The sequence below is a fragment of the Bradyrhizobium sp. CB82 genome, from assembly GCF_029714405.1.
GTDB lineage: Bacteria > Pseudomonadota > Alphaproteobacteria > Rhizobiales > Xanthobacteraceae > Bradyrhizobium.
Genome location: NZ_CP121650.1, coordinates 6,035,874 through 6,060,357, shown reverse-complemented (window position 1 = coordinate 6,060,357; position 24,484 = coordinate 6,035,874). Strand labels below are relative to the sequence as shown.

Here is a 24,484-nt window from a genome sequence, read left to right as displayed (position 1 = left end):
GAAGGTTTAGTGTCCCCATCAGCAAGCAGGTTCAAACCATAACCTTGCGAGGTGTCAGAACGGCGAACCGTTGCGGCCCATTTTTCGTCGTTCCGCGCATGGTTTCAGCTGTGCCTTCTCGATCACCCCTGCAAGGGTTTGCGATGCAGGTCTGCAACAGGTCCATTGTAAAACACCGCCTGCCTAAATAATCCCGTAATATCAGTTTCTTACATCTGTCAAAGAAGGCGAGATCTGGTGGATTTGGTGCCAATTTGGCCGCATTTACCAGTGCTTGTGCTGTCTCCACTGCTGCGCGCTCCGCAGCAACGCCATCAGAACAATCCGTTCCGGCCGTCCGCCCTGTGGTGTCCGGGAACGGAGAGATTCTGCCGTCAGAATGAAGGACTACAATGCGTAAATCTCTCCTCGCTCTCACCCTGCTGTCGGCATCCCTTTCGACCGCGGCGTTCGCCCAGCAGCCCCAGCAGCAGGGGCGCGGCACGGCCGAAGAGCAGAAGGCCTGCACGCGTGACGTGCAGAAATTCTGCCGTCCGGTCATCGATCAAGGTGATTTCACGGTTCTCGCCTGCCTGAAGGAGAACCGGGCCAAGATCTCGCAGGCCTGCGATCAGGTCCTGAAGACCCACAATCAGTAAGCTCTCGCGGGGCCCGTGGAGCGTTCACGGGCCCCGCTTTTGCGGCGGCCTCGATTCGTGAGGGCAGGGGACCCGCGAGACAGGTTGGTTTTGCGGGCATATTCCCCTATATGGGGCCGCGCGCCCGGCTCTGCCGGGCGCCCAAAAAAGCCTTCCTGTTCAGACGATTGTTAACCAGTCCTCGATGACCTCTGCGAGCGAATTGCGATCCGGCAAGGGTGACCGCGACGAGAATTTTCCCGTCGCGTCGTGGATCATTCATCCGCGTCACCGCGCGCTGATCCTCGCTTTCTACAATTTCGTCCGCACGGCCGACGACATCGCCGACCATGCGACGTTGCCGCCTGAGGACAAGCTCGCCTATCTCGACCTGCTCGAGGCCGAGCTCAACGGCAAGGGTGACACGCAGGCCGAGGCCGTCATTCTCCGCCGTGCGTTGGCCGAACGCGGTATGCCGCCACGCCACGCGCTCGACGTGCTGATCGCGTTCCGCATGGATGTGACGAAGCTGCGCTACGAGACGTGGGACGAGGTCATCCACTACTGTCGCTATTCGGCGATGCCGGTCGGCCGCTTCATGCTCGACGTGCACGGCGAGAACACCTCGATCTGGGTCGCGTCGGATGCGCTCTGCGCCGCCTTGCAGATCAACAATCATCTCCAGGATTGCGGCAAGGATTTTCGCGCGCTCAACCGCGTCTACCTGCCGCGCGATGCGCTGGCCGCAAGTGGCGCCTCGGTCGAGCAGCTCGGCGGTGATCGTTCGCCGCCGCAGATGCTGGCCTGTCTCCAGGCGCTCGCCGCGCGCAACGAAGAGCTCCTGAACGAAAGCAAGTCGCTCTCCGCCGAGGTGCGGGACTTCCGCCTCGGCGTCGATATCTCGGTGATCCAGGCCTATGCCGATCGCATCGTGCGCCTCTTGAAGGTGCGCGATCCCCTGCGTGAGCGCGTTCATCTGAACAAGCTCGAGCTCCTCACCTTCAGCCTCGCCGGCATCGCCGGTGAAATCGGCCGTCGCGCCTTCCACCGCAGGCCAATCTCCAGTCCGGGGCCGGCCCATGACGCTTGAGGCGACCTCGCCCGGCGCCAATTATGGCTCGACCGCATCCGGAAGCTCGTTCTACGCCGCGATGCGCATCCTGCCGCGCGACCAGCGCGAGGCGATGTTCCAGATCTACAGCTTCTGCCGCCAGGTCGACGACATCGCCGATTCCAACGGCCCGCGCGACGAACGCCTCGCCGCGCTTCAGGAATGGCGCAACGACATCGACGCACTCTATCAGGGCCATCCGCCGGCGCGGCTTGCCGACTATGTCGCTTCCGTCAAAACCTTCGGGCTGAAGCGGGAGGATTTCCTCGCCATCGTCGACGGCATGGAGATGGATGTGCCGCAGGACATCCGCGCGCCCGACATGGCGACCCTCGATCTTTACTGCGACCGCGTCGCGAGTGCCGTTGGGCGCCTGTCGGTGCGGGTGTTCGGCATGCCGGAAGAGGACGGCATCCTGCTCGCCCATCATCTCGGCCGAGCGCTCCAGCTCACCAACATTTTGCGCGACATCGACGAGGACGCCGGCCTCGGCCGGCTCTATCTGCCGCGCGAAGCGTTGCTGCATTCCGGCATCACTTCCAACGATCCGAGCCGCGTGATCGCCGAGCGCGCGCTGCCAAAGGTCTGCCTGCCGATCGCTCAGCGCGCGAAGGCGCATTTCGAGAAGTCGGACGAGATCATGGCGCGCAACAAGCGCCGCGCGGTGCGTGCGCCGCGGATCATGTCGAAATATTATCACGCCATTCTGGACCTCCTGCTCGCACGCGGCTTCGCCGCGCCCCGCACGCCGGTGCGTGTGTCCAAGGTCACACGTATCGCCATCCTTCTCCGCTACGCTTTTTTCTGATGCAAAAGACAGCTCACATCATCGGTGCCGGAATTTCCGGCCTCTCTGCCGCCGTGCGGCTCGCCAATGCCGGCTTCAAGGTTGCCGTGCACGAGGCGACGCAGCAGGCCGGCGGCCGTTGCCGCTCCTATTTCGACGGCGCGACCAATCTCGTCATCGACAACGGCAACCATCTCCTGTTGTCGGGCAACCGCCACGCGCTCGCTTACGCGCGCTCGATCGGCACCGAGGCGGGGTTGGTGGGCCCGGCGCGCGCGCAGTTTCCCTTCGTTGATCTGAAGACCGGACAGCGCTGGCAGCTCGATCTCGGCGACAGCCGCCTGCCGGGCTGGGTTTTCGATGAGAGCCGTCGTGTCCCGGACACGGGACTGACCGACTATCTCAAGCTCGCGCCGCTGATCTGGGCGTCGGAGGAGACGCTGGTCGGAAAGTCGATCCCCTGCGAGGGCGTCCTGTATCAGCGCCTGGTGCAGCCGCTGTTGCTCGCAGCCCTCAACGTCGACCCGCCCGAGGGCTCTGCCGGCCTTGCCGGCGCGATCGTGCGCGAGACGCTGCTCGCCGGCGGGCAGGCCTGCCGCCCGCTGATCGCGCGCGACGGCCTCAGCGCCGTGCTGATCGAGCCCGCGGTGAAGTTCTTGGCCGAGCGTGGCCACTCCGTGCAACTCGGCCACGAGTTGCGCTCGTACGCGACCACGGATGGCAAGGTCAGCGCGCTCAATTTCGGCGGCGAGGATGTCATCGCGATCGGGCCCGATGATGTGATCGTGATGGCTGTGCCGCCGCGTGCCGCCGCTTCGCTGCTGCCCGGCCTGAAAACGCCAACGCAATTCCGCGCCATCGTGAACGCGCATTTCCGCTTTGAGCCGCCGCCGGGCTCGGCGCCGATCCTCGGCGTGATCGGCGGTGTCGTGGAGTGGCTGTTCGCTTTCCCGAACCGGTTGTCTGTCACCATCAGCAATGGTGACCGGCTGGTCGAGATGCCGCGCGAAGAACTCGCGCAGACGATCTGGAACGAGGTCTGCGAGGCGGGCGGCGTCGCCGGCGAGCTGCCGCCCTGGCAGATCGTGCGCGAGCGCCGTGCCACCTTTGCCGCCACGCCCGAGCAGAATGCCCTGCGTCCCGGGCCGGTCACTGCGCTGAAAAACCTGTTTCTCGCCGGCGACTGGACTGCTACGGGGTTGCCGGCAACCATCGAGGGATCGGTCCGGTCCGGCGATCGGGCCGCCGATTTGGTCCTGGCCGCACGGCGGACCTGACGGGCTTCGGTCGCGGTCAATTATCCAGGCAACTATCGGAGAAATCGAGCGAGATGCATTCCGTGAACAAGAGCGCGACCGACCGCGAAGTCTTGGAATCGAGCATTGCGTCGGCCACGCAAGGGGTGCTTGGCTTCCAGCAATCCGATGGCCATTGGGTGTTCGAGCTCGAGGCCGACTGCACTATTCCGGCCGAATATATCCTGTTGCGGCACCATCTTGCCGAGCCCGTCGATGCCGTGCTCGAGGCCAAGATCGGCAACTATCTGCGCCGCGTGCAAGGCGCCCATGGCGGCTGGCCGCTGGTGCATGACGGCGAGTTCGACATGAGCGCGAGCGTGAAGGCTTACTTCGCGCTCAAGATGATCGGCGATTCCATCGACGCGCCGCACATGGTGCGGGCGCGCGAGGCGATCCGGTCGCGCGGCGGCGCGATTCACAGCAACGTCTTCACCCGCTTCACGCTGGCGATGTTTGGCGTCGTGACCTGGCGCGCGGTGCCGGTGCTGCCGGTCGAGATCGTGCTGTTGCCGTTCTGGTCACCGTTCCACCTCAACAAGATCTCCTATTGGGCACGCACCACCATGGTGCCGCTGATGGTGCTCGCCGCGCTCAAGCCACGCGCGCGGAATCCAAAAGGCGTCGGCATCGACGAGCTGTTCCTTGGGGATCCGCGGTCGATCGGCATGACCGCGAAAGCGCCGCACCAGAGCACGGCCTGGTTCATGCTGTTCCGCGCGCTCGACAAGATCCTGCGCGTCGTCGAGCCGCTGTTTCCGAAGAGGCTGCGCCAGCGCGCGATCGACGCTGCGCTCGCCTTCACCGAAGAGCGGCTGAACGGCGAGGACGGCATGGGCGCGATCTACCCGCCGATGGCCAACGTCGTCATGATGTACGACGCGCTCGGCAAGGACGAGAATTTCCCGCCGCGCGCGGTCACGCGCCGGGGCATCGACAAGCTGCTCGTGATCCGTGACGACGAGGCCTATTGCCAACCCTGCGTCTCGCCGATCTGGGATACGACGCTGACCGCGCACGCGCTGCTCGAGGCTGGAGGCGCGCAAGCCGTGCCCGCTGCCAAGCAGGGCCTCGACTGGCTGATCCCGAGGCAGGAGCTAGAGGTGAAGGGCGACTGGGCGGTGAAGCGGCCCGAGACGCGCCCCGGCGGCTGGGCCTTTCAGTACAACAACGCCCACTATCCCGACCTCGACGACACCGCTGTCGTGGTAATGTCGATGGACCGCATGCGCCGCGAGCACGGCACGGCCGGTTATGACGCCGCGATCGACCGCGGCCGGGAATGGATCGAGGGCATGCAGAGCGACGACGGCGGCTGGGCTGCCTTCGACGTGAACAACCTCGAATATTATTTGAACAACATCCCGTTCTCCGACCACGGTGCGCTGCTCGATCCGCCCACCGAGGACGTCACCGCGCGCTGCCTCTCGATGCTGGCACAGCTCGGGGAGACCCAGAAGACCAGCAAGCACGTGGCTGACGGGGTCGCCTATCTCCGGCGGACCCAGCACCCCGAAGGGTCCTGGTACGGTCGCTGGGGCATGAATTTCATCTACGGAACCTGGTCTGTGCTATGCGCGCTGAATGCGGCCGGCGTCGGTCACACCGACCCGATGATTCGCAAAGCCGCCGACTGGCTGGTCTCGATCCAGAACCGGGACGGCGGCTGGGGCGAGGACGCCGTCAGCTACCGGCTCGACTACAAGGGCTGGGAGGCCGCGCCGTCGACCGCCTCGCAGACGGCATGGGCCTTGCTTGCACTGATGGCGGCCGGCGAGGTCGATCATCCGGCCGTCGCCCGCGGGGTGGAGTACCTGATTGCAACACAGAACCAAAAAGGGCTGTGGGACGAGCAGCGCTATACCGCCACAGGCTTCCCGCGCGTGTTTTATCTACGCTATCATGGTTACCCGAAGTTCTTTCCGCTGTGGGCGCTAGCGCGGTATCGGAACTTGCGGAACACCAATAGCAGGGTGGTAGGGGTCGGAATGTGACGTTGGGGACGGGGGACGGGGGAACCGTGGGTCAAGCCATAGACCTGCGGCCGATACTTATTGTGACCGGTCTAGTCCAGGAGGCCCGCATCGCGGCCGGCCCCGGGATGGCCGTTATCTGCTCTTCGAGCAGCCCGACGCAGCTGCGGGCGCTTTTGACGGTCGTCGACCCCGAGAGCATCCGGGGCGTGATCTCATTCGGCGTGGCCGGCGGGCTCGATCCCACGCTCCGCTCGGGTGACGTCGTGGTCGCGACCGAGGTGCTGGCGGGCGACGCCCGCTGGGGCGCCGGCCTGTCGCTCAGCGACGACCTCATCGACAAGCTGACCTCCGGACGCCGCCGCGTCGTGCGCCGCAGCCTCGCGGGTGCCGAGGAAGTGGTCACGGGCCGCTCCTGCAAGGCGGCGCTCCACTTGGAGACCGGTGCGGCCGCCGTCGATATGGAGAGCCATATCGCGGCCGCCTATGCCGCCGAAGCGGGCTTGCCGTTCGCCGCGGTCCGGGTGATCAGCGATCCCGCCCATCGCGCTTTGCCAGCACTGGCGCGCGAGGCGATCAAGCCCAATGGCCAGATCGACGTGGCGACGATCCTGCGCGGCGTCGTCCGTAACCCCGGCACGCTGCGCGCCTTGGTCTCGACCGGCATCGACTTCAACCGCGCGCTGCGCTCCCTTCGCGTCAGCCGCGATTTCCTGATCGGCGACGAGGGCATAGTCCCCGAGACGGTCTGAGCGGTCCTCTGAACGAGAAAACGAAAAAGGCCCGATCGCCGTACGATCGGGCCTTTTTACTGTCGTCGATGTTCTCGCAGCTTACGCGGCGGTTGATGCCTTCTGCTCGGCGGCGAGCGCCTCATCGCGGCGGATCTCGGAGAGCTTCTTCTGGACCTGCTCGGAGAAGATGTACTGCGCCGGCCGCTGCTTGGACAGGTCGATTTCCGGCGCCATCGGGCCCGAGGTCCTGACGCCGCGCATCGCAACCCAGGCCGCCTTGATCGGGTTCGTCAGTGCCGCCGTGGCCGCCGTCGGCTCGTAGCCGCAATGCGCCATGCAGTCGGCACACTTCTCATACTTGCCCGTGCCGTAGGAATCCCAGTCGGTGGTCTCCATCAGCTCCTTGAAGGTCTTGGCATAGCCTTCGCCGAGCAGATAGCAGGGCTTCTGCCAGCCGAAGATGTTGCGCGCGGGCATGCCCCAGGGCGTGCACTCGTATTCCTGGTTGCCGGCGAGGAAGTCCAGGAACAGGCCGGAATGCATGAAGTTCCACTTCTTGCCCTTGCCCATCGCGAAGACGTCCCGGAACAACTTCTTGGTCTTGGTGCGGTTGAGGAAGTGCTCCTGGTCCGGCGCACGCTCATAGGCGTAGCCCGGCGACATCGAAACGCCGACGCCGAGCTCGGTGGTGAAGTCCAGGAATTTTGCGATTTCCTCGGCCGGATGGCCGTCGAAGATGGTGGCGTTGACGTTGACCGTGAAGCCGCGCGCCTTCGCCGCCTTGATCGCGGACACCGCACGGTCGAAGACGCCCTTCTGCGACACCGCCTTGTCGTGGTGATCCTTCAGCCCGTCGAGATGCACCGAGAAGAACAGGTAGGGGGAGGGCTCGAACAGGTCGAGCTTCTTCTCGAGCAGAAGCGCGTTGGTGCAGAGCGATACGAACTTCTTGCGCGCCACGAGGCCGCGCACGATCTCGCCGATCTCCTTGTGGATCAGCGGCTCGCCGCCAGGGATCGCCACCATCGGCGCGCCGCATTCGTCGGCTGCGTCCCAGCACTCCTGCGCCGTCATGCGGCGGTTGAGGATCGCGTCAGGATAGTCGATCTTGCCGCAGCCGACGCAGGCGAGGTTGCAGCGAAACAACGGCTCAAGCATCAACACGAGCGGGTAGCGTTTGCGGCCAAGCAATTTCTGCTTGAGCAAATAGCCGCCGATACGCATTTCCTTGAAGAAGGGTATTGCCATCACACGTTTCTTTCTGGGCTTTGAAATTCAGGAAGATCAGCTTGCGGCGAGTTCCGCCGGAAGCCGGAATTCGATGTTTTCCTCGCGTCCCGGCAGCAACGAGACCGAGACCGGTCCGATCCGTCGCAGGGCTTCGATTACGTCATCCACGAGAACCTCAGGTGCCGAGGCGCCGGCTGTAATGCCGACGGTCTTGGCGTCTTTCAACCATTCCGGATTGAGCTCGCTACCATCGGCGACCAGATAACTCGCAACGCCGGCCTCAGTGCCGATTTCGCGGAGCCGGTTCGAGTTGGAACTGTTGGCAGCACCCACCACCAAGATCACGTCGACCAGCTTGCTCAAGTCCCTTACCGCAGATTGGCGGTTCTGTGTCGCATAGCAGATATCCCGGATGTCAGGGCCTTGAATATCTGTAAATCGGGCCTGGAGGGCCGCGATAATGTCCTTGGTGTCGTCCACCGACAGCGTGGTCTGGGTGATATAGGCCACTGGCCTATCGGCCGGCAGGGGCAAAGCCTTGACCTCTTCGACGCTCTGGACCAGCAGCACCGGGCCGGGAACCTGGCCCATGGTTCCCTCGACCTCGGGATGGCCGGCATGGCCGATCAGGATCAGGATACGGCCCTTGGAGACGTAGCGCTTCCCCTGATTGTGAACTTTCGTGACCAAGGGGCAGGTTGCATTCAGCACGGGAAGGTCTCGGACGGCAGCCTCTTCCTCGACGCTGCGCGCCACGCCATGGGCGCTGAAAACGGTCATCGCCTTCGGCGGAACCTCGGACAGCTCCTCGACGAAGATTGCGCCTTTCTTCTTCAGGCTCTCGACGACGTGTTTGTTGTGCACGATCTCGTGGCGCACATAGACGGGCGGGCCGTACTTCTCCAGCGCCCGCTCCACGATCTCGATCGCACGCACCACGCCGGCACAAAAGCCGCGCGGCTGCGCTAGATAAACTTCCATAGGACGTCCATCACGCAAGTTGCACCAAATCCGTTCTGTTTATCCCCGGCGGGACCTTGATACTTGCCAATAGTGCAATAACCGCACCATCGGTTAGGCGCCGGCGGTAGCTGCCCGCCGGTCGGTTAGGCCCCAAGCGCGTGGAAGCACACTGCCTTGTGTCAAAAAATCGGCCGCGAGAAAAGGCGCATCGCACCTCGGGTTCCGTTGACGGTATTATAGTACGAAAAGATTAAGCGGCCGACCTCACTCGTTCGTCACTTTACCGCCTCAAGTGGCCAGCTATACCGGCCGCGCCGCGGTCACGCCGGTGTCCCTCCCGCCATTTGCTCGAACCTGTGGACGGGTAAAACCGCCCAAAACAGCGATAGGTTTCGCAAGGGAACTCCGATAAACAGCGGGCGTTTCCGGCAAGCTGTTTGAAAGCCAGAAAGAAAAGATGTGCTGCAAAGTATAGTCGTTGCGATCGTCCGAGCCTGCACCCGATTTGCCACCCTGGTCGTTGTCGCCGGGCTCCTGCTGGCGGTTGGGGCGGGCTACTACGCGGCGCGCCATTTCTCCATCAACACCGATATCAACTCGCTGATTGCGCAAAATCTCGACTGGCGGCAGCGCGACCAGGCTTTTGACCGCGCTTTCGACCGTGACGCCACCATTCTGGCCGTCGTTGAGGCTGCGACGCCGGAGATGACGACGGCTGCGGCCGATGCCCTCTACGCCAAGCTGAGGGACGACAAGACCAATTTCGTGTCGATGCAGCAGCTCGGCACCGGCGAATTCTTCGAGAAGAACGGGCTGCTGTTCCTGCCGACCGAAGAGGTCGGCAAGATCACCGGCCAGTTCGAATCCGCAGCTCCCCTGATCGAGATCATGGCGGGCGATCCCTCGATCCGTGGCCTGACCGGCGCGCTGGAGACGGGGCTTGCCGGCGTCAAGCGGGGCCAGGTGAAACTCGACGACACCGAGCGTCCCTTTAGCCTGATCGCGCGCACGGTCGAGACTGTCCTGGCCAAGGGCAACGCGATCTTCTCCTGGCGCGAGCTCGTCAGCGACAAGCCGCTGACCGACTCGGACAAGCGCGCCTTCATCGAGTTCAAGCCGGTCCTCGACTACAACGCGCTCGAGCCCGGGAAGGGCGCGACCGACGCGATCCGGAAAGCCGCGGCCGATCTGGATTTCCCGACCAAATACCAGGCGCGGGTTCGCCTGACCGGCCCGGTCCCTATTGCCAACGAGGAATACGCCACGGTGCAGGAAGGCGCCGTCGTCAACGGCATCGGCACAGTCATTGTGGTTCTTTTCATCCTCTGGCTTGCGCTGCATTCGGCCAAGATTATCTTCGCCGTCTTCGTGAACCTCTTCATCGGGCTCGCGCTCACGACGGCCGGGGGCCTGATGATGGTCGGCTCGCTCAACCTGCTGTCGATCGCCTTCGCCGTGCTGTTCGTCGGTCTCGGCGTCGATTTCGGCATCCAGTACAGCGTGCGCTACCGCTCGGAGCGCTACAAGCACAATGATCTCGCCGGCGCCCTGGTACTGGCGGCGAAGCGCTCGGCGATTCCGCTGTCGCTGGCGGCGATGGCGACCGCGGCGGGCTTCCTCTGCTTCATGCCGACTGATTACAAGGGCATTTCCGAGCTCGGCCAGATCGCCGGCGTCGGCATGCTGGTGGCGTTCCTCTCCTCGATCACCGTGCTGCCTGCGCTCTTGAAGCTGCTCAACCCGCCCGGCGAGAAGGAACCGGTGGGGTACGCCTTCCTGGCGCCGCTCGATCACTTCCTGGAGAAGCACCGCGTGGTGATCGTGGGCGGCACGCTGTTGCTCGCCCTCGGCGGTCTGCCGCTGCTCTACTACATGAAGTTCGACTTCAACCCGATGAATCTACGCAACCCCAGGGCCGAGTCGATCGCGACCTTCCTTGACCTGCGCAAGGATCCGAACACCGGCGCCAACGCCATCAACGTGCTGACCAATTCGGAAGAGCAGGCGAGACAGATCGAGGCGAAGCTCGAGAAGCTTCCGGAGGTGCTGCGGGTGATGTCGCTCGACAGTTTCGTGCCATCGGATCAGGGGCCGAAGCTGAAGCTGATCGCGCAGGGTGCCAAGGTGATCAACCCGGCGCTCAACCCGGACCAGGTCGACGCTGCACCCTCGGACCAGGAAAATGTGGATTCGCTGAAATCCTCCGTCGAGGCCTTGCGCAGGACCGCAGGCAACGAGAAGGGACCCGGCGCGGTCGCCTCGCGGCGGCTTGCGGACGCGCTCGAGAAACTCGCCAACGCGGACGAGGCGACTCGCAACAAGGCGCAGGACGTCTTCATTACGCCGATGAAGATCGTGTTCGATCAGCTCAGGAACGCGATGCAGGCCGAGCCGGTCACGCTGAAGTCGCTGCCGCCTGATCTGGTCAATGCATGGAAGAGCAAGGATGGCGTGATCCGCGTCGAAGCGCTGCCGCGCGGCGACCCCAACGACAACGACACATTGCGCAAGTTCGCCGCGGCCGTGCTCGCAGCGGAGCCGACCGCGATCGGCGGTCCGGTGTCCATCCTGAAATCGGGCGATACCGTCGTTCGCGCGTTCATCCTGGCCGGCGTCTATGCGCTGGTCGTCATCAGCCTGCTGTTGTGGATCACCTTGCGGCGCTTCACTGACGTGCTGATGACGCTGGTGCCGCTCCTGGTTGCGGGCGCGGTGACGCTCGAGATCTGCGTGTTGATCGGATTGCCGCTCAACTTCGCCAATATCGTCGCCTTCCCGTTGCTGCTCGGCGTCGGCGTCGCCTTCAAGATCTACTATGTCGTGGCCTGGCGCTCCGGCAGGACAAATCTGCTGCAGACCAGCCTGACGCGGGCGATCTTTTTCAGCGCGCTGACGACGGCCACCGCGTTCGGCAGCCTGTGGCTGTCGAGCCATCCCGGCACGTCCAGCATGGGCAAGCTGCTCGCGCTCTCGTTGGTGACGACACTCGCCGCGGTGCTGTTGTTTCAGCCGGCTCTAATGGGCAAACCCCGCAATCTCAGGGAGTAGGCAGATGTCGCCGACGGGATCGGCGGCACCCTTCTGACCGGGTTTTGCGCTCGCGCCGGTGCTCTTGGGAGCGGCAGGAGCTGCCGTCGCGGCCATCCGGGGCGCCGCGCCGGTGGTCTTCGGCGTGCCCTTCGCCATGCTGTTGGCGGGGCTCGACGGTATCGGCGGCCCGACCCGGGTCCAGGTCTCGCCGCCGCAGAGGAAGCCGAGCACGCAGCCCTTGATCTCGAGTTGATCGCCGCCGGCAGGCGTGATGGTCGAGGCGTAAAGCTGGCCGTCCTTGGCGTTGTAGACTTGGCCCTCCCACTGGTCGGCGTCGGCCTTCTTCTTCATGTCGATCAGGATCGCCATGCCCAAGGTCGGCCTGTTCTTTTTTGACACATCCGGGTTGTTCTGGTCGCGGCCGCCGGGGGTCTTCTCCCAGGATACCGCGCCCCACATGCTGCCATTACATTGCGCCACGCGGATGTTGGCGACGCCGTCGGCGACCCGCCAGTCGCCGGTGGGGTCGGCGGCCAGCGCCGGCGTCAGGCAGGTGTAACCGCAAGCCAGTATTATTCCGGAGTAAAGGGCCAAACGCATGATAGTTCCTTGGCAGTGCAACATGACCTAAAGCTGTGCTTGCGAAGATGGCCCGAAAAAGGGCAAAAGGCCGCAACGACCGTTTTCTGTTGACGACACAGCCATCAACCGAAGTATGTAGCGGATGCACACTCCAAATCCAGACATGGCTCAGCTCTTTGCTGACCGCGAGGCGCAACGCAGTTCCCTGCATACGCGTCATCTGAACGAGCAGTTCGTTCGGGTGCTCAAGACCATCGGTTACGACGTCGGCTTCCAGAAGGGGCAGGGGCAGTACCTCTATGACCGCGATGGCGCGCGCTATCTCGACCTCTTGTCCGGCTTTGGTGTGTTCGCGATCGGCCGCAACCATCCGGTGATGCGTGAGGCGCTGAAAAGCGTGCTCGACGCCGATCTGCCCAATCTCGTTCAGTTCGACGTCTCGACGCTCGCCGGCGTGCTCGCCGAGCGGCTGCTCAAATACGTGCCCTATCTCGACAAGGCGTTTTTCGCCAATTCGGGCGCGGAGAGTGTCGAAGCGGCGATCAAGTTCGCACGCGGTGCCACCGGGCGCCCAGGCATCGTCTATTGCTCCCACGCCTATCACGGCTTGACCTACGGCGCGCTGTCGCTGACAGGGGACTCGAACTTCCGCAGCGGCTTCGAGCCGCTGCTGCCGGGCTGCACCTCGATCCCGTTCAACGATCTAGCGGCGCTGGAAAAGGCGCTGTCGTCGCGCGAGGTCGCGGGCTTCATCGTCGAGCCGATCCAGGGCAAGGGCGTCAACATGCCCACCGACGAGTTCCTGCCGGGCGCGGCTGCGCTCTGCAAGAAATACGGCACGCTGTTCATCGCCGACGAGATCCAGACCGGCATGGGCCGCACCGGCCGCTTCCTTGCGGTCGAGCACTGGAACGTCGAGCCCGACATGGTGCTGCTGTCGAAGTCGCTCTCGGGCGGCCACGTGCCGGTCGGCGCGGTGCTGACGCGGAAAAGCATCTTCGACAAGATCTTCAACCAGATGGACCGTGCGGTGGTGCACGGCTCGACCTTCTCCAAGAACGACCTCGCGATGGCCGCCGGCATCGCCACGTTGGACGTGATGGAATCCGAGAAGCTGATCGAGGCTGCCGCCAAGCGCGGCGCCGAGCTCCGCCTTGCGCTGACGCGCATGGTGCCCGGCTACGAGCTGATGAAGGAAGTGCGCGGCAAGGGCCTGATGATCGGCGTCGAGTTCGGCCCGCCGAAATCGCTGCGGCTCCGTGCCTCCTGGAACGTGCTGGAGACCGCCAACAAGGGGCTGTTCTGCCAGCTCATCACCGTGCCGCTGTTCAAGGACCACAAGATCCTGACGCAGGTCGCCGGCCACGGCAGCCACACCATCAAGCTGCTGCCGCCGCTCACCATCACCGAAGAAGACTGCAATTGGATCGAGAAGGCGTTCGACGACGTCATCGCCGGCAGCCACAAGGTCCCCGGCGCGATCTGGTCGCTCGGCAAGACGCTGGTGGACAATGCGGTGAGAAGGTCGGCGTAGGCAGCGTCCGTGCCATCGATCTAGTCAGCGTGGTTGCGCGTGCGCTTGTGAACGCCTTTGCTTCACTCTTTGACAGGTCAGGCCGCCTTCGGCTTGTTCACAGTCTCAATCCGATCCAGGACCTTGCCTAGTTCGCGCTTGGCGATCTGAATGTCGTAGTCGTTCTGCAAATTGAGCCAAAGCTGGGCTGTCGTGCCGAGCGCCTTGGCGAGCCGAAGTGCAGTATCGGCAGTGATCCCGGTTTGCTCGCTCGCAATACGCTCAATTCTTGTACGGGGCAGGCCACAGGCCTTTGCAAGCGCGCCCGCAGACGTGTTCAGCGGGACCAGAAATTCTTCCCGCAGAACCTCACCAGGATGCATCGGCTTGAGTTTCTTAGCCATCGTCACGTCCTCCTAGTGATAGTCCACGATCTCGACTTCGGCGGGACCTTCCGCCGTCCAAACAAAGCAGATCCGGAACTGGTCGTTGATCCTGATCGAGTGCTGTCCTCGGCGATTGCCCGCCAGAGCTTCCAGTCGATTCCCCGGAGGCGACCGCAGGTCACTGAGATTGTCGGCTGCATGAAGATAGCGCAGCTTCCGGCGTGCGACCTTCACCAAATCAGCAGGGAAGCCCTTCGGAGCTTCGCCATTGAATACGGCTTCCGTCGCTCTGTCTCGGAACGTCCTGATCACGATCAGGGTGTATCAATCTTTGATACAGTCATCAAGTTCTATGCATCAATTCATGATACAATATTTGTATCAGCGACAGAACTACCCCTCCACATTCGCCTTCATCGACGTCTCGAATTTGTCGACGAACTCGGCGAGCTCGTCGGCGCCGAGATCGCTCACGGCCCAGAAGTTCAGGCCGCGGTCGCCCCAGCGGCGGCAGTTGAAGCCCTGCATGGTCTGGGTCTTCGGCGGGCGGTGCTCGGCGCTCGCGGTCTGCGACACGAACAAATTGATGATGTGCTGCCGGCGCCGGTAGACCACCGCGCCGATCGCGCGGGCGTCGATATAGTCGAGCCGGCCGCCGACCAGCGTGAAGCCCTGCGCGGTCAGGTCGATCACGGGCGGGGCGACATCGAGCTTGCCGTTGAACCACGGCTTGACCGTGTGCTGGTCGGTGGAGACGACGTCGGTCAAATGACCGGCCTGAAGCGAGCGCAGATGCGCCGAGACGACTTCGGACAGGATGCGCTGCTGGTCATCCTGGCGCAGCACGATGGCGACGAGGCCGGTGGCGGCAAGCACGGAGACCGCCGAGCCCATCGCAAAGCCGCGCAGCACCGCGCGGCGGCTCTGCTGGCGCGGCTGCGGCAGCGAGGCCTCGATGCGTGCGCGCAATGCAGCCGGCGCGGTGTAGCGCAAGCTGACGTCGGCGAGCGCCGCCTTCATCTCGCGCTGCGCGACGAGCTCGGCCGCGCAAGCCGGGCAGGTCGCAACGTGCGCCTCGACCTCGCGGACGTGGCCGGCATCGAGCTCGCCATCGATCAGTGCGTGAAGCAGAGGCTTTGCCTCGTCGCAGGTCATTTCGGTTACTCCTCTTCCGCCATCCAGGCTGCGCGCAGCATGGCGCGGGCCCTGGCAAGGCGGGACATCACGGTGCCGATCGGCGCGCCGACCGCATCAGAGATTTCGCGATAGGACAGGTTGTTGATCTCGCGCAGCACGAAAGTTTCCTTGAAGGGCTCGGCCAAAGCCTCGATGAGCTTTCGGATCGCAGTCGCGTCGCGCTTGCGCAACACTTCGGTTTCGGGGTTTGCTTCGGTCTCGCGCCACATCGGCGGCTGCTCGGCCGCCTCCGGCATTTCCTCGATCGCGGCTGGCGAATGGGCGCGGCGCGCATATTCGGCGTTGCAGACGTTGCGAAGGATCGCGAACAGCCACGGCTTCATCGCCGGGCCGCGATAGCTGTCGAAATGCTTCAAGGCGCGCAGGTAGCACTCCTGCACGGCGTCCTCGGCATCCGCGGCGTCACGCAGCAGATAGCGGGCGAGCGTATAGACGTCGTCCAGATATGGCAGCGCCGCCTCGCGGAAGCGCCGGGCCTTGTCGGGATCGTGGCCGATGGAGGACATCGCCGCTCGCTTTGCCTTGTCGTCGGTGCCGACTTTCGACGCGCGCGCCCGGCCAGTGTCAACCAACTGGCCGGGCAGGATGGTGATGCCTTGGTTTGAGCCGTTACTCAACCTTGATCAACCCCGTCATGTGCGGGTGCAGCGAACAAAAATACTTGTAGTCGCCGGCCGCTGTGAAGGTGAAGGAGAATTTGTCGTCGGTGTCGAGCGTCTTGGACCTGAACTTGCCGGCCGAGACGATCGTGTGGGGGATGTCGTCGCGGTTGGTCCAGGTGACGGTCGTGCCGACCTTTACCGTCATCTCGGCAGGCGCGAAGACGAAATTGTCGATATGCACCTCCATGTCGTCGGCGCGGGCGTTCGTTGCGGGCAACAGGATGGCAGCGGCCACGGCGACACCGAAGTCGCGGCGATTGAGAGTCTTCATGATCGGCTTCCGTTCAACCTTGGAGCGGTGTGTCGATGATCGCAAGCGGCTGGTTGCCTTGCCTGAAATTGATGCTGGCGACCCCGAGCATCGAGCGGAGCTTTGCGTCCTCGACTTTCATTGGCCCGGGCGAGGGCGCAGCTCCGGGCGCAGGCTGCGGGAAGGCGGTCGAGCGCGCGGTGTGGAAGGTGACGTTGCCCTCGACTTTCTGCATCACCTGGTGGATGTGGCCATTCAATACGGTGACCGAGCCGAAGCCCTTGACGTATTCGAGCGCGCGGGCGCCGTCCTCGGTACCCCACCCCCATTGTGGATAGACAGTCCAGAGCGGGATGTGGGCGAACAGCACGATCGGCGTGGATTTTGATTTGCCGCGCAGATCGTCCTCCAGCCAAGCGAGCTGCTCGGCGCCGAGATTGCCGAGCCCGCCGGCCTTGAGGTCGACGACGTTGACGAGGCCGACGAAGTGCACGCCGCCGGCATCGAACGAGTACCAGCCCTGGCCCTTGGTGCCGCGGCCGTAGCGATCACGATAGAACTTCACTTCCTCATCGAGGAAATCATGCTCACCCGGCACGTAGTGCACGTCCAGCTTGGTCTGCGAGATGATGCGCTCGGCATTGTCGAATTCGGCCGCCTTGGACAGATGGGTGATGTCGCCGGTGTGGATCATGAAGGACGGCTTTGCCGGCATCGCGTTGATCTTGTTGACCGCCTCCTCCAGCGTGCCGAGCGCGTTGGGATTGGCCGGCTTGTCGAACCCGACATGGCTGTCGCTGATCTGGAGGAAGGTCATGCCGGGCGCTTCGGCGGCCTGCACGGAATCCACGATGCCAAGCGAGCGCGGCACGCCGCCCGTGATGGTCCAGAGTACCCCGGTGCCGGCCCAGGTCATGCATTCGAGTACCTTGCGGCGGTTGACGCCGTCGTCCCCGTGGTCGTGTCCGCTCATCGCGCCTCTCCTTGCGCCCGGAATTGGGCTTCGGGGCAGGTGATTGGGGGAGGAGCGGGTTTATTCCCGGAAGTTCGTCGATGACGTTTTTGTGAGAGGGCGGGGATCGCGGACGCGTAAAGCGATGCGGAATGCGGGCGACGCTTCTGGCACGAATTCCGGATTGCGCTGCGCTCCATCACGGCTACGTGCTGCTTCGCATTCACCAAATTCCTGGCCGCGCCTTTCTCCGCGATCAATGCGATCGACGTGTTGGTCTTCCAGAAATCGATCATTCTGACTTGTGCGTCACAAACTGACCCGTTCGTCATGGAGACATTGAGCTTTGTTGCGGGAAAAATAGGAACAGCCGGAGATCAGCTGCATTCAAGCGTTTGCCGAGGCGTAGCTAGCGTTTGGTGCTCTCGGCATTCGCAAATCGCAGAGGAGTCGACGATGAGGAAACTTGCGATCTTTGCCGCAGGCGTGTCACTGCTTGCAGGGGCCTGCCCAAGCTATGCAGCCGACCATCTGTTCACCGCCGTGGCGGCGGGCGGACTGTCGGCGGCGAGCCAGCCGTTTATGAATGGATTGAACAACCCGGGGCGGAATGGCGACGACGTCCCGGGTCAAGGCAGCGTGTTCCAAGGCAGCGACAGTACTGTCCCGGCGACGGATACGACGACCGGGGTGAAGTTTTCGCCTCTGAAATCACCGCCGCCCGTGGCGAGCGGGAAGACTGTGCCCACGGGCAGCCCTCGGGTGACCGTGCCCTGATCCAGCCGACTGCGATCGCTTTGGATCGCGCCATAGCGGCGCGTTATTATCAGCTCTTCTGGTCTGATCGCGCCGCCTGCGGCATCGCTAACAAGGGGGCAACCTTCAGCGTGGAGCACCGCCAGAGCTAGTGCGGCGAGAATATCATTCGCACGGATAACCAACTAAGTGTGCCACGAAGCCTCCTGCTGCGCGCAGCACTGGGAGGCGCCGCAATTGCTGTTGCCTATCCGTTGTGGGCGCCGGATAGCCCGCTCTCTGCGGTCGGGGATGATCTTGATAATTTGCGCTACGTCAGCATTACGCGCGATAACGTCGTTCAGAACGTCACAGCTGCCGGAACGCTCGAAGCCGTTGACACCGTCGAGGTCAGCTCACAGCTGTCAGGTCAGGTCGCCAAGCTGATGGCTGACCACAATTCCCGCGTTCGGGCCGGCGAACCGCTGGCGGCGCTTGACAGCGCGACCTTCGAGGTCGTGCTTAGGGAAGCGGAGGCCGCGCTCGCGGTGGCACAGGCACAATGCGAGGAAGCCGAGGCAGCCGTCCAGGGCGCACAAGCACACTACGATGACGCGTTGCGGGACCTTCAGATCAAGACGTCGCTCAGCAAGAACGGCAGTGTTTCCCAACGCGATGCGGAGCGAGCACAGATGGCGGCTCGGTCGCTCGCCGCGGAAGTGTCCGCGGCCAAGGCGCGCGAGCAGATACGGACGGCCGGAGTCTCGGCTGCGCGCGCTTCCCTCGAACGTGCTCGACTTGACCTCGAACGAAGCACCATCAAGTCACCGATCGATGGGATCGTCATTCGGCGCAGCGTCGAGCTTGGCCAGACCGTGGCCGCGAGCCTGCAGGCGCCAACGCTCTTCACCATCGCGCGTGATCTGTCGGACATGCGCGTCAATGCATTCGTGAGCGAGGCCGATATCGGAGCTGTGCGAGTTGGGCAGCGGGTCTTTTTCGGCGTCGATTCCTATCCAGGCCGCGCGTTCGATGGTCGCGTGCTCGAGATTCGGAAGGCCGCTCGGATGGTGCAAAACGTGGTGACCTATACCGTGATGATTTCGGCGCGCAATCCGGACGACTTGCTGCTTCCGGGAATGACCGCCGACGTTCGTATCGTCGTCCAGGAGCATCAGGACGCGATGGTGGTTCCCAATGCTGCGCTGAGTTTTCGTCCGACCCGTGACGGCGGAAGCAATCCTGCCCCGGGTCAGGGGGTGATCTGGGTCCGCACGAAACCGGACCTTTTGGCGCCCGCCACCGTGTCGCTGGGCGCGACCGGCGATTCGCTGACTGAGATCAGGTCGCCGGACCTGAAAATAGGCGTACAGGTCGCTGTCGGTCATCGGGGTAAACGTTAGGGGAGCCGCTCGGCGGGATAGCGTATGCACTCGCTCGTCAGCCTCGATCACATCCACAAGCAGCACCGGCTCGGTGGCCAAACCGTTCAGGCATTGTCCGATGTAAGCCTCAAGATCGATCGCGGAGAGTTCGTGGCGGTCACGGGACCATCTGGATCGGGCAAATCGACATTGCTTTCGATCCTCGGCTGCCTCGATCAGCCCTCGAGCGGGGGGTATCTTCTCGACGAGGAAAATGTATTCGTGCAGTCGAAGAACCGTCTTAGCGAGTTACGAAACAGGCGTATCGGCTTCATCTTTCAAAACTTCAACTTGCTGCCGCGACTGACTGCGCTCGAGAATGTCGGCTTGCCGCTGTTCTATCGACGCGAGCCGCTGCGCAATCCGACCGCGCTGGCACGTGCTGCGCTCGATCGGGTGGGTCTTGGCAGCCGAGTGCATCATATGCCTGCCCAGCTCTCGGGCGGCGAGCAGCAGCGTGTCGCAATCGCGCGTGCGATCGTCAACGGTCCAGATCTTCTCCTGGCCGACGAACCGACCGGGGCACTGGACACGAGTACGCGCGATGCCATTCTCGCGCTAATTGGCGAACTGCAGCGCACCGGCCTCACAGTCGTGCTGGTGACTCACGATCCGGAGGTCGCGGCGTATGCGCGGCGTACGATCAGGCTGCGGGATGGCGCAATGGTCGGCGACTCCGGCGTGACGGCACCTCATGAACTTTGACCGGCGTGAGGCTTGAATGCGATCGATCAGTTACCTTGATCTGGCGTTTCGGTCGGTACGTGTGCACATCCTGCGCTCCATTCTCGCAGTGACGGGCATCGTCATCGGCATTGCTGCCGTCCTGATCGTGGTCGCGGTGGCGGAAGCGGCGCGAGCCGAGATTTCAAGGCAGATCAACTCGCTTGGATCAAATCTGTTGCTCGTGCAGCCTGGCGCGCAAGTCGCGCAGGGCGTTCACCAGCAGATGGGCACCGTCCTCTCGCTCAGGACAAGCGATGCGGTCGCCGTCGCTCGCGAGGTGCCCGATGTTGTGATTGCGGCACCGTTCGTCGGCGAGCAGAAGACGGCGATATCGGGAGACTTGAACTGGTCTACACTCGTTGCCGGCGTGACGCCCGAATATTTTGAAGCGCGCGGGTGGAGGCTTGCGGAAGGCCAGCTGTTCAATGACGGCCATATCGCATCGGCAGCAAAAATAGCGGTCATTGGTCGTACTGTCGCACGTGAGCTGTTCCGGGACGGTGACCCGCTTGGCCGTTTCGTCCGGATTGAGCGCACCTCTTACCTCGTGATTGGAACGCTTGCCGAGAAGGGACAGGACTTCACGGGTCGAGACCAGGATGACGTCATGTTCATTCCACTCTCGTCGGCGAGAATCTTCGCTATCGGACGCAGTCAGGCGAATCCCGATGCGGTGCACTCAATTCTGGTAAAGGCTGATTCTGTTCAGTCGATGCCTGCGGCAGAAACTGCGATCGCTCGGGTGCTGCGACAACGTCACAAGATCATGGGGCGCAAGATCGATGATTTCCGGATTCAAAATCTCATTCAGGTCGCCCAGACTCGCGACCGAGCCTACCGCCAGTTCACGTTGCTGGTGTCCACGCTTGCGGGCATCTCACTGCTTGTCGGCGGCATCGGGGTGATGAACATCATGCTGGTATCGGTGACCGAACGGATCAACGAAATAGGCATTCGACTGGCATTCGGCGCCCGACCCCAAGATATCCGTCTCCAGTTTCTACTGGAAGCGGTGCTGCTTTGCACGATCGGCGGCCTGTTGGGACTCATAGTCGGCTACGCATGCGCGTGCATTGTTCCCTCCGCGCTCGGCTGGCCCACCGAGTTCAACGAACGGATGGCGCTGATCGCGATCTTCTGCTCCAGCCTCGTCGGTCTCCTTTTCGGCCTTCTGCCCGCCGAGCGGGCTGCGCGGTTGGATCCGGCCGTGGTGCTGAGGCTGGGCTAGTGGCGCTCGTCGCGACCAACTACTCCAGCTGGCAGTGTCCGGTCCTATCGCGCATCCTCCAAAATCATCGTCGCGCCCTTCTCGGCGATCATCGCGGTCGGGGTGTTGGTATTGCCTGAGGTGATCGTCGGCATGACCGAGGCGTCGATGATGCGTAAGCCGCCGAGGCCAAAGAAGCGCAGGCGTTCGTCGACGACTGCCGTCGGATCGTTGGCCGTGCCCATCTTCGCTGTGCCGACGGGATGGAAGATGGTGGTGCCGATGTCGCCGGCGGCTCTGGCGAGCGAGGCATCGTCATCGCCGACGGAGGGCCCGGGCAGATATTCGCTCGGGCGATATTTTGCCAGCGCCTTCTGCTGCATCAGGCGACGCGTGGCGCGGATGGCGTCGGCGGCGACCTGGCGGTCGTCATCGGTCGAAAGGTAATTGGGCGCGATGATCGGCTTCTCGTCCGGCGTCGCCGCGCGCAGCCGCACCGTGCCGCGCGAGGTCGGCTGGAGATTGCAGGCGCTGACCGTGATCGCCGGGAAGCGATGCAGCGGATCCCCGAACTTGTCGAGCGAGAGTGGCTGCACGTGGAACTGGATGTTGGCGCGCGAGCGCGTCGCATCGGAACGGGTGAAGATGCCGAGTTGCGACGGCGCCATGGTCAACGGACCGCGCCGACGGAAAGCATAGTCCAGCCCCATCAGGCCCCGGCGGAACAGATTGTAGTAGGTTTCGTTCAGCGTGCGGACGCCCTCGACCTTGTAGATCGCGCGCTGTTGCAGATGGTCCTGCAAATTGCGTCCCACCCCGGGCCGGTCCATCACGATGTCGATGCCGAGCGGCGACAGCCATTCGGCGGGTCCGATGCCGGTGCGGTGCAGGATCTGGATCGAGCCGATCGCACCGGCCGACAGGATCACCTCGCGCCTGGCGCGCGCCTCGATGGTCTCGCCGTTCTGGATGAAGCGCACGCCGACGGCGCGGCCCTGCTCGATGATGAGACGGTCGACCAGCACGTGTTTCTCGAGCCGCAGATTGGTCCGCTTCAGCGCGGGCTTGAGGAAGCCGCGCGCCGAGGACCAGCGCCGGCCGCGCTTCTGGTTGACGTGGAAGTAGCTCGTGCCCTCGTTGTCGCCGGTGTTGAAATCCGGGATGCGCTTGATGCCCATCTCCTCTGCGGCATCGCCGACTGCGTCGAGAATTTTCCAGGACAGCCGCGGCGCCTCGATGCGCCAGCCGCCGCCGACGCCGTGATGCTCGCTCGGCCCAAGGAAATGATCTTCCAGCCGCTTGAACATTGGCCGCACGTCATCGTAGCTCCAGCCGGTGAGCCCGAGCCGGCGCCAGTGGTCGTAGTCGGCCGCCTGTCCCCGCATCGAGATCATGGCGTTGATCGCCGAGCAGCCGCCGATCACCTTGCCACGGGGATAGGCGAGCGCGCGGCCGTTCAGCCCGGGCTCGGCCTCGGTCTTGAACATCCAGTCCGAGCGCGGGTTGCCGATGGCGAAGAGATAGCCGACGGGGATGTGGAACCAGATCCAGTTGTCGTCGCCGCCAGCCTCCAGAACGAGGACGCGGTTGTTCGGATCAGCCGAGAGCCGGTTGGCGACGATGCAGCCCGCCGTGCCGGCTCCGACGACAATGTAGTCAAACTCACCTTCGAGCCGCCTTGGCATTCTGCTTCCACCCGGATGATCGTCACGCCGGGGATCTGACTTTGGCTAGTCCCAGGCATCCACGCGCTTGCAATCCTAATAGTCGGACGTGGACGGCCACGACAAGCCCAGGCATGACGGCGGGCAAGGCCATGTCCGAAGCAGTTAGGTGGACCGCCGCTTGCATGGTAGACAATCCTGTATTCCCAACTGAAAGCTTGAGATCCTCCATGCCCATCGTGAACCGTGTCGCCGACCTTCAACCAGACATCCAGGCCTGGCGGCGGGACATCCATCAGCACCCGGAGCTGCTGTACGACGTCCACCGCACCGCAGCATTCGTTGCGGACCGTCTGCGCGAGTTCGGCTGCGATGAGGTCGTGACCGGCCTCGGCCAGACCGGCGTGGTCGGGCTGATCAAGGGCAGGAAGCCGGCGGGCGAGGGCATCAAGACCATTGGGCTGCGCGCCGACATGGACGCGCTACCGATCGAGGAGCAGACCAACCTGCCTTACGCCTCGAAGAATCCGGGCAAGATGCATGCCTGCGGCCATGACGGCCACACCGCGATGCTGCTCGGCGCTGCCCGGTATCTGGCCGAGACCCGCAATTTCGCCGGCGACGCGGTCGTGATCTTTCAGCCGGCCGAGGAGGGCGGCGCCGGTGGTGCGGCGATGGTCAAGGACGGGCTGATGGAGCGTTTTGCCATCGACCATGTCTACGGCATGCACAACGGCCCCGGCATTCCAATCGGCTCGTTCGCGATCCGGCAGGGGCCGATCATGGCGGCGACCGACGAGGTCGACATCAGGATCGAGGGCCTCGGCGGCCACGCGGCGCGTCCGCACAAATGCATCGATTCCGTGCTGGTCGGCGCGCAGGTGATCACGGCACTGCAGTCGATCGTCGCTCGCAGCATCGATCCCCTGGAGTCGGCCGTGATCTCGATCTGCGAATTCCACGCCGGCAACGCGCGCAACGTCATTCCGCAGACGGCGGAGCTGAAGGGCACGATCCGCACGCTGACGCCGGAGGTGCGCGCGCTGGTCGAGAAGCGCGTGCGCGAGGTGGTGGCGGGCGTGGCGCAGATTACGGGCGCCAAGATCGACCTGCATTACAAGCGCAATTATCCTGTGGTGAACAATCACGCCGCGCAGACCGAGATCGCGCGGACGGTGGCCAAACAGGTCGCAGGCGATGCCAATGTGCACGAGATGCCGCCGCTGATGGGCGGCGAGGATTTTGCCTACATGCTGGAAGCGCGCCCCGGCGCCTTCATCTTCTGCGGCAACGGTGACAGCGCGGGTCTGCATCATCCCGCATATAATTTCAACGATGAGGCGATCGTCTACGGCACGTCCTACTGGATCAAGCTGGTGGAAAACTCTTTGGCAGCTTCGTGGGCACGCAAGCCAGGCCAAAATGAAAAAGGGCCCGCGTGATGCG

23 protein-coding genes are annotated in these 24,484 nt (G+C 63.5%); 12 read left to right on the top strand and 11 right to left on the bottom strand.

Annotated features, from left to right (window positions below; genetic code table 11):
- Positions 1-392 precede the first annotated feature (392 nt).
- The 6 genes from QA640_RS29540 (at position 393) to QA640_RS29515 (ending at position 6,535) form a co-directional block, all read left to right on the top strand.
- A complete protein-coding gene (locus tag QA640_RS29540) occupies positions 393-638 on the top strand; it encodes a hypothetical protein (protein ID WP_283036384.1) in 246 nt (81 codons plus the stop codon).
- 184 nt (positions 639-822) lie between these two features.
- Positions 823-1,707, top strand: coding sequence for a squalene synthase HpnC (gene hpnC / locus QA640_RS29535; RefSeq protein WP_283036383.1), 885 nt, complete (start codon positions 823-825; stop codon positions 1,705-1,707).
- Positions 1,697-2,536, top strand: a complete 840-nt coding sequence (gene hpnD / locus QA640_RS29530) for a presqualene diphosphate synthase HpnD (RefSeq protein WP_283036382.1) — start codon at positions 1,697-1,699, stop codon at positions 2,534-2,536. The genes hpnC and hpnD overlap by 11 nt, the downstream gene beginning before the upstream one ends.
- The gene (hpnE, locus tag QA640_RS29525) at positions 2,536-3,792 is read left to right on the top strand and encodes a hydroxysqualene dehydroxylase HpnE (RefSeq protein WP_283036381.1); all 1,257 of its coding nucleotides are present in this window, start codon (positions 2,536-2,538) and stop codon (positions 3,790-3,792) included. Before hpnD ends, hpnE begins: the two co-directional genes overlap by 1 nt.
- A 53-nt stretch (positions 3,793-3,845) precedes the next feature.
- The gene (gene shc, locus QA640_RS29520) at positions 3,846-5,804 is read left to right on the top strand and encodes a squalene--hopene cyclase (protein ID WP_283036380.1); all 1,959 of its coding nucleotides are present in this window, start codon (positions 3,846-3,848) and stop codon (positions 5,802-5,804) included.
- Entirely contained in the window at positions 5,801-6,535 is a 735-nt protein-coding gene (locus QA640_RS29515) for a phosphorylase (RefSeq protein WP_283036379.1), read from the top strand. The genes shc and QA640_RS29515 overlap by 4 nt, the downstream gene beginning before the upstream one ends.
- Before the next feature lie 81 nt (positions 6,536-6,616).
- On the opposite strand, the gene hpnH is transcribed toward QA640_RS29515, so the two are convergent.
- Both hpnH and ispH read right to left on the bottom strand, forming a co-directional pair.
- The gene (gene hpnH / locus QA640_RS29510; RefSeq protein WP_283036378.1) at positions 6,617-7,765 is read right to left on the bottom strand and encodes an adenosyl-hopene transferase HpnH; all 1,149 of its coding nucleotides are present in this window, start codon (positions 7,763-7,765) and stop codon (positions 6,617-6,619) included.
- Between the two features lie 36 nt (positions 7,766-7,801).
- Complete coding sequence (gene ispH, locus QA640_RS29505) at positions 7,802-8,728, bottom strand: 4-hydroxy-3-methylbut-2-enyl diphosphate reductase (protein ID WP_283036377.1); 927 nt, start codon at positions 8,726-8,728, stop codon at positions 7,802-7,804.
- 441 nt (positions 8,729-9,169) lie between these two features.
- On the opposite strand from ispH, the gene QA640_RS29500 reads away from it, so the two are divergent.
- A complete protein-coding gene (locus QA640_RS29500) occupies positions 9,170-11,758 on the top strand; it encodes an MMPL family transporter (RefSeq protein ID WP_283036376.1) in 2,589 nt (862 codons plus the stop codon).
- Here QA640_RS29500 and QA640_RS29495 read toward each other — a convergent pair.
- Positions 11,726-12,340 (bottom strand): DUF2147 domain-containing protein, encoded by a 615-nt coding sequence (locus tag QA640_RS29495; RefSeq protein ID WP_283036375.1) that lies wholly within the window; start codon positions 12,338-12,340, stop codon positions 11,726-11,728. The two genes, QA640_RS29500 and QA640_RS29495, sit on opposite strands and share 33 nt — an antisense overlap.
- 124 nt (positions 12,341-12,464) lie before the next feature.
- Between QA640_RS29495 and hpnO the strand changes: the two genes are divergently transcribed.
- Positions 12,465-13,856, top strand: a complete 1,392-nt coding sequence (gene hpnO / locus QA640_RS29490; protein WP_283036374.1) for an aminobacteriohopanetriol synthase HpnO — start codon at positions 12,465-12,467, stop codon at positions 13,854-13,856.
- A gap of 77 nt (positions 13,857-13,933) precedes the next feature.
- Here the strand turns inward: hpnO and QA640_RS29485 are convergent, their stop codons facing one another.
- The 7 genes from QA640_RS29485 to QA640_RS29455 form a co-directional block, all read right to left on the bottom strand.
- Entirely contained in the window at positions 13,934-14,239 is a 306-nt protein-coding gene (locus QA640_RS29485) for a HigA family addiction module antitoxin (RefSeq protein WP_283036373.1), read from the bottom strand.
- Positions 14,240-14,251: 12 nt separating this feature from the next.
- Positions 14,252-14,533, bottom strand: a complete 282-nt coding sequence (locus tag QA640_RS29480; RefSeq protein WP_283036372.1) for a type II toxin-antitoxin system RelE/ParE family toxin — start codon at positions 14,531-14,533, stop codon at positions 14,252-14,254.
- Positions 14,534-14,614: 81 nt separating this feature from the next.
- On the bottom strand, positions 14,615-15,376 hold the full coding sequence (locus tag QA640_RS29475; protein ID WP_283036371.1) for an anti-sigma factor: 762 nt from the start codon (positions 15,374-15,376) through the stop codon (positions 14,615-14,617).
- A gap of 5 nt (positions 15,377-15,381) precedes the next feature.
- Positions 15,382-15,924: a sigma-70 family RNA polymerase sigma factor gene (locus tag QA640_RS29470; protein ID WP_283042922.1), complete on the bottom strand. Its 543-nt coding sequence runs from the start codon at positions 15,922-15,924 to the stop codon at positions 15,382-15,384.
- A gap of 103 nt (positions 15,925-16,027) precedes the next feature.
- Positions 16,028-16,351, bottom strand: a complete 324-nt coding sequence (locus tag QA640_RS29465; RefSeq protein ID WP_283036370.1) for a cupredoxin family copper-binding protein — start codon at positions 16,349-16,351, stop codon at positions 16,028-16,030.
- A gap of 13 nt (positions 16,352-16,364) precedes the next feature.
- Positions 16,365-17,303 (bottom strand): metallophosphoesterase, encoded by a 939-nt coding sequence (locus tag QA640_RS29460; protein WP_283036369.1) that lies wholly within the window; start codon positions 17,301-17,303, stop codon positions 16,365-16,367.
- Between the two features lie 608 nt (positions 17,304-17,911).
- Positions 17,912-18,223 (bottom strand): hypothetical protein, encoded by a 312-nt coding sequence (locus QA640_RS29455; RefSeq protein ID WP_283036368.1) that lies wholly within the window; start codon positions 18,221-18,223, stop codon positions 17,912-17,914.
- Between the two features lie 6 nt (positions 18,224-18,229).
- Between QA640_RS29455 and QA640_RS29450 the strand changes: the two genes are divergently transcribed.
- From QA640_RS29450 to QA640_RS29440, 3 genes are read left to right on the top strand one after another with little or no spacing between them, the layout of a single operon-like run.
- Positions 18,230-19,420 carry an efflux RND transporter periplasmic adaptor subunit gene (locus QA640_RS29450; protein ID WP_283036367.1) on the top strand — a complete coding sequence of 397 codons (1,191 nt, stop codon included), beginning with the start codon at positions 18,230-18,232 and terminating at the stop codon, positions 19,418-19,420.
- Positions 19,421-19,444: 24 nt separating this feature from the next.
- Positions 19,445-20,146: an ABC transporter ATP-binding protein gene (locus tag QA640_RS29445; RefSeq protein WP_283036366.1), complete on the top strand. Its 702-nt coding sequence runs from the start codon at positions 19,445-19,447 to the stop codon at positions 20,144-20,146.
- A gap of 16 nt (positions 20,147-20,162) precedes the next feature.
- Entirely contained in the window at positions 20,163-21,395 is a 1,233-nt protein-coding gene (locus QA640_RS29440) for an ABC transporter permease (protein WP_283036365.1), read from the top strand.
- Between the two features lie 44 nt (positions 21,396-21,439).
- Here the strand turns inward: QA640_RS29440 and QA640_RS29435 are convergent, their stop codons facing one another.
- Positions 21,440-23,059 (bottom strand): GMC family oxidoreductase N-terminal domain-containing protein, encoded by a 1,620-nt coding sequence (locus QA640_RS29435; protein WP_283036364.1) that lies wholly within the window; start codon positions 23,057-23,059, stop codon positions 21,440-21,442.
- A 209-nt stretch (positions 23,060-23,268) separates the two neighbouring features.
- Here QA640_RS29435 and QA640_RS29430 point away from each other — a divergent pair, with 209 nt between their 5' ends.
- Positions 23,269-24,480: a M20 aminoacylase family protein gene (locus QA640_RS29430; RefSeq protein WP_283036363.1), complete on the top strand. Its 1,212-nt coding sequence runs from the start codon at positions 23,269-23,271 to the stop codon at positions 24,478-24,480.
- Positions 24,481-24,484: the final 4 nt, after the last annotated feature.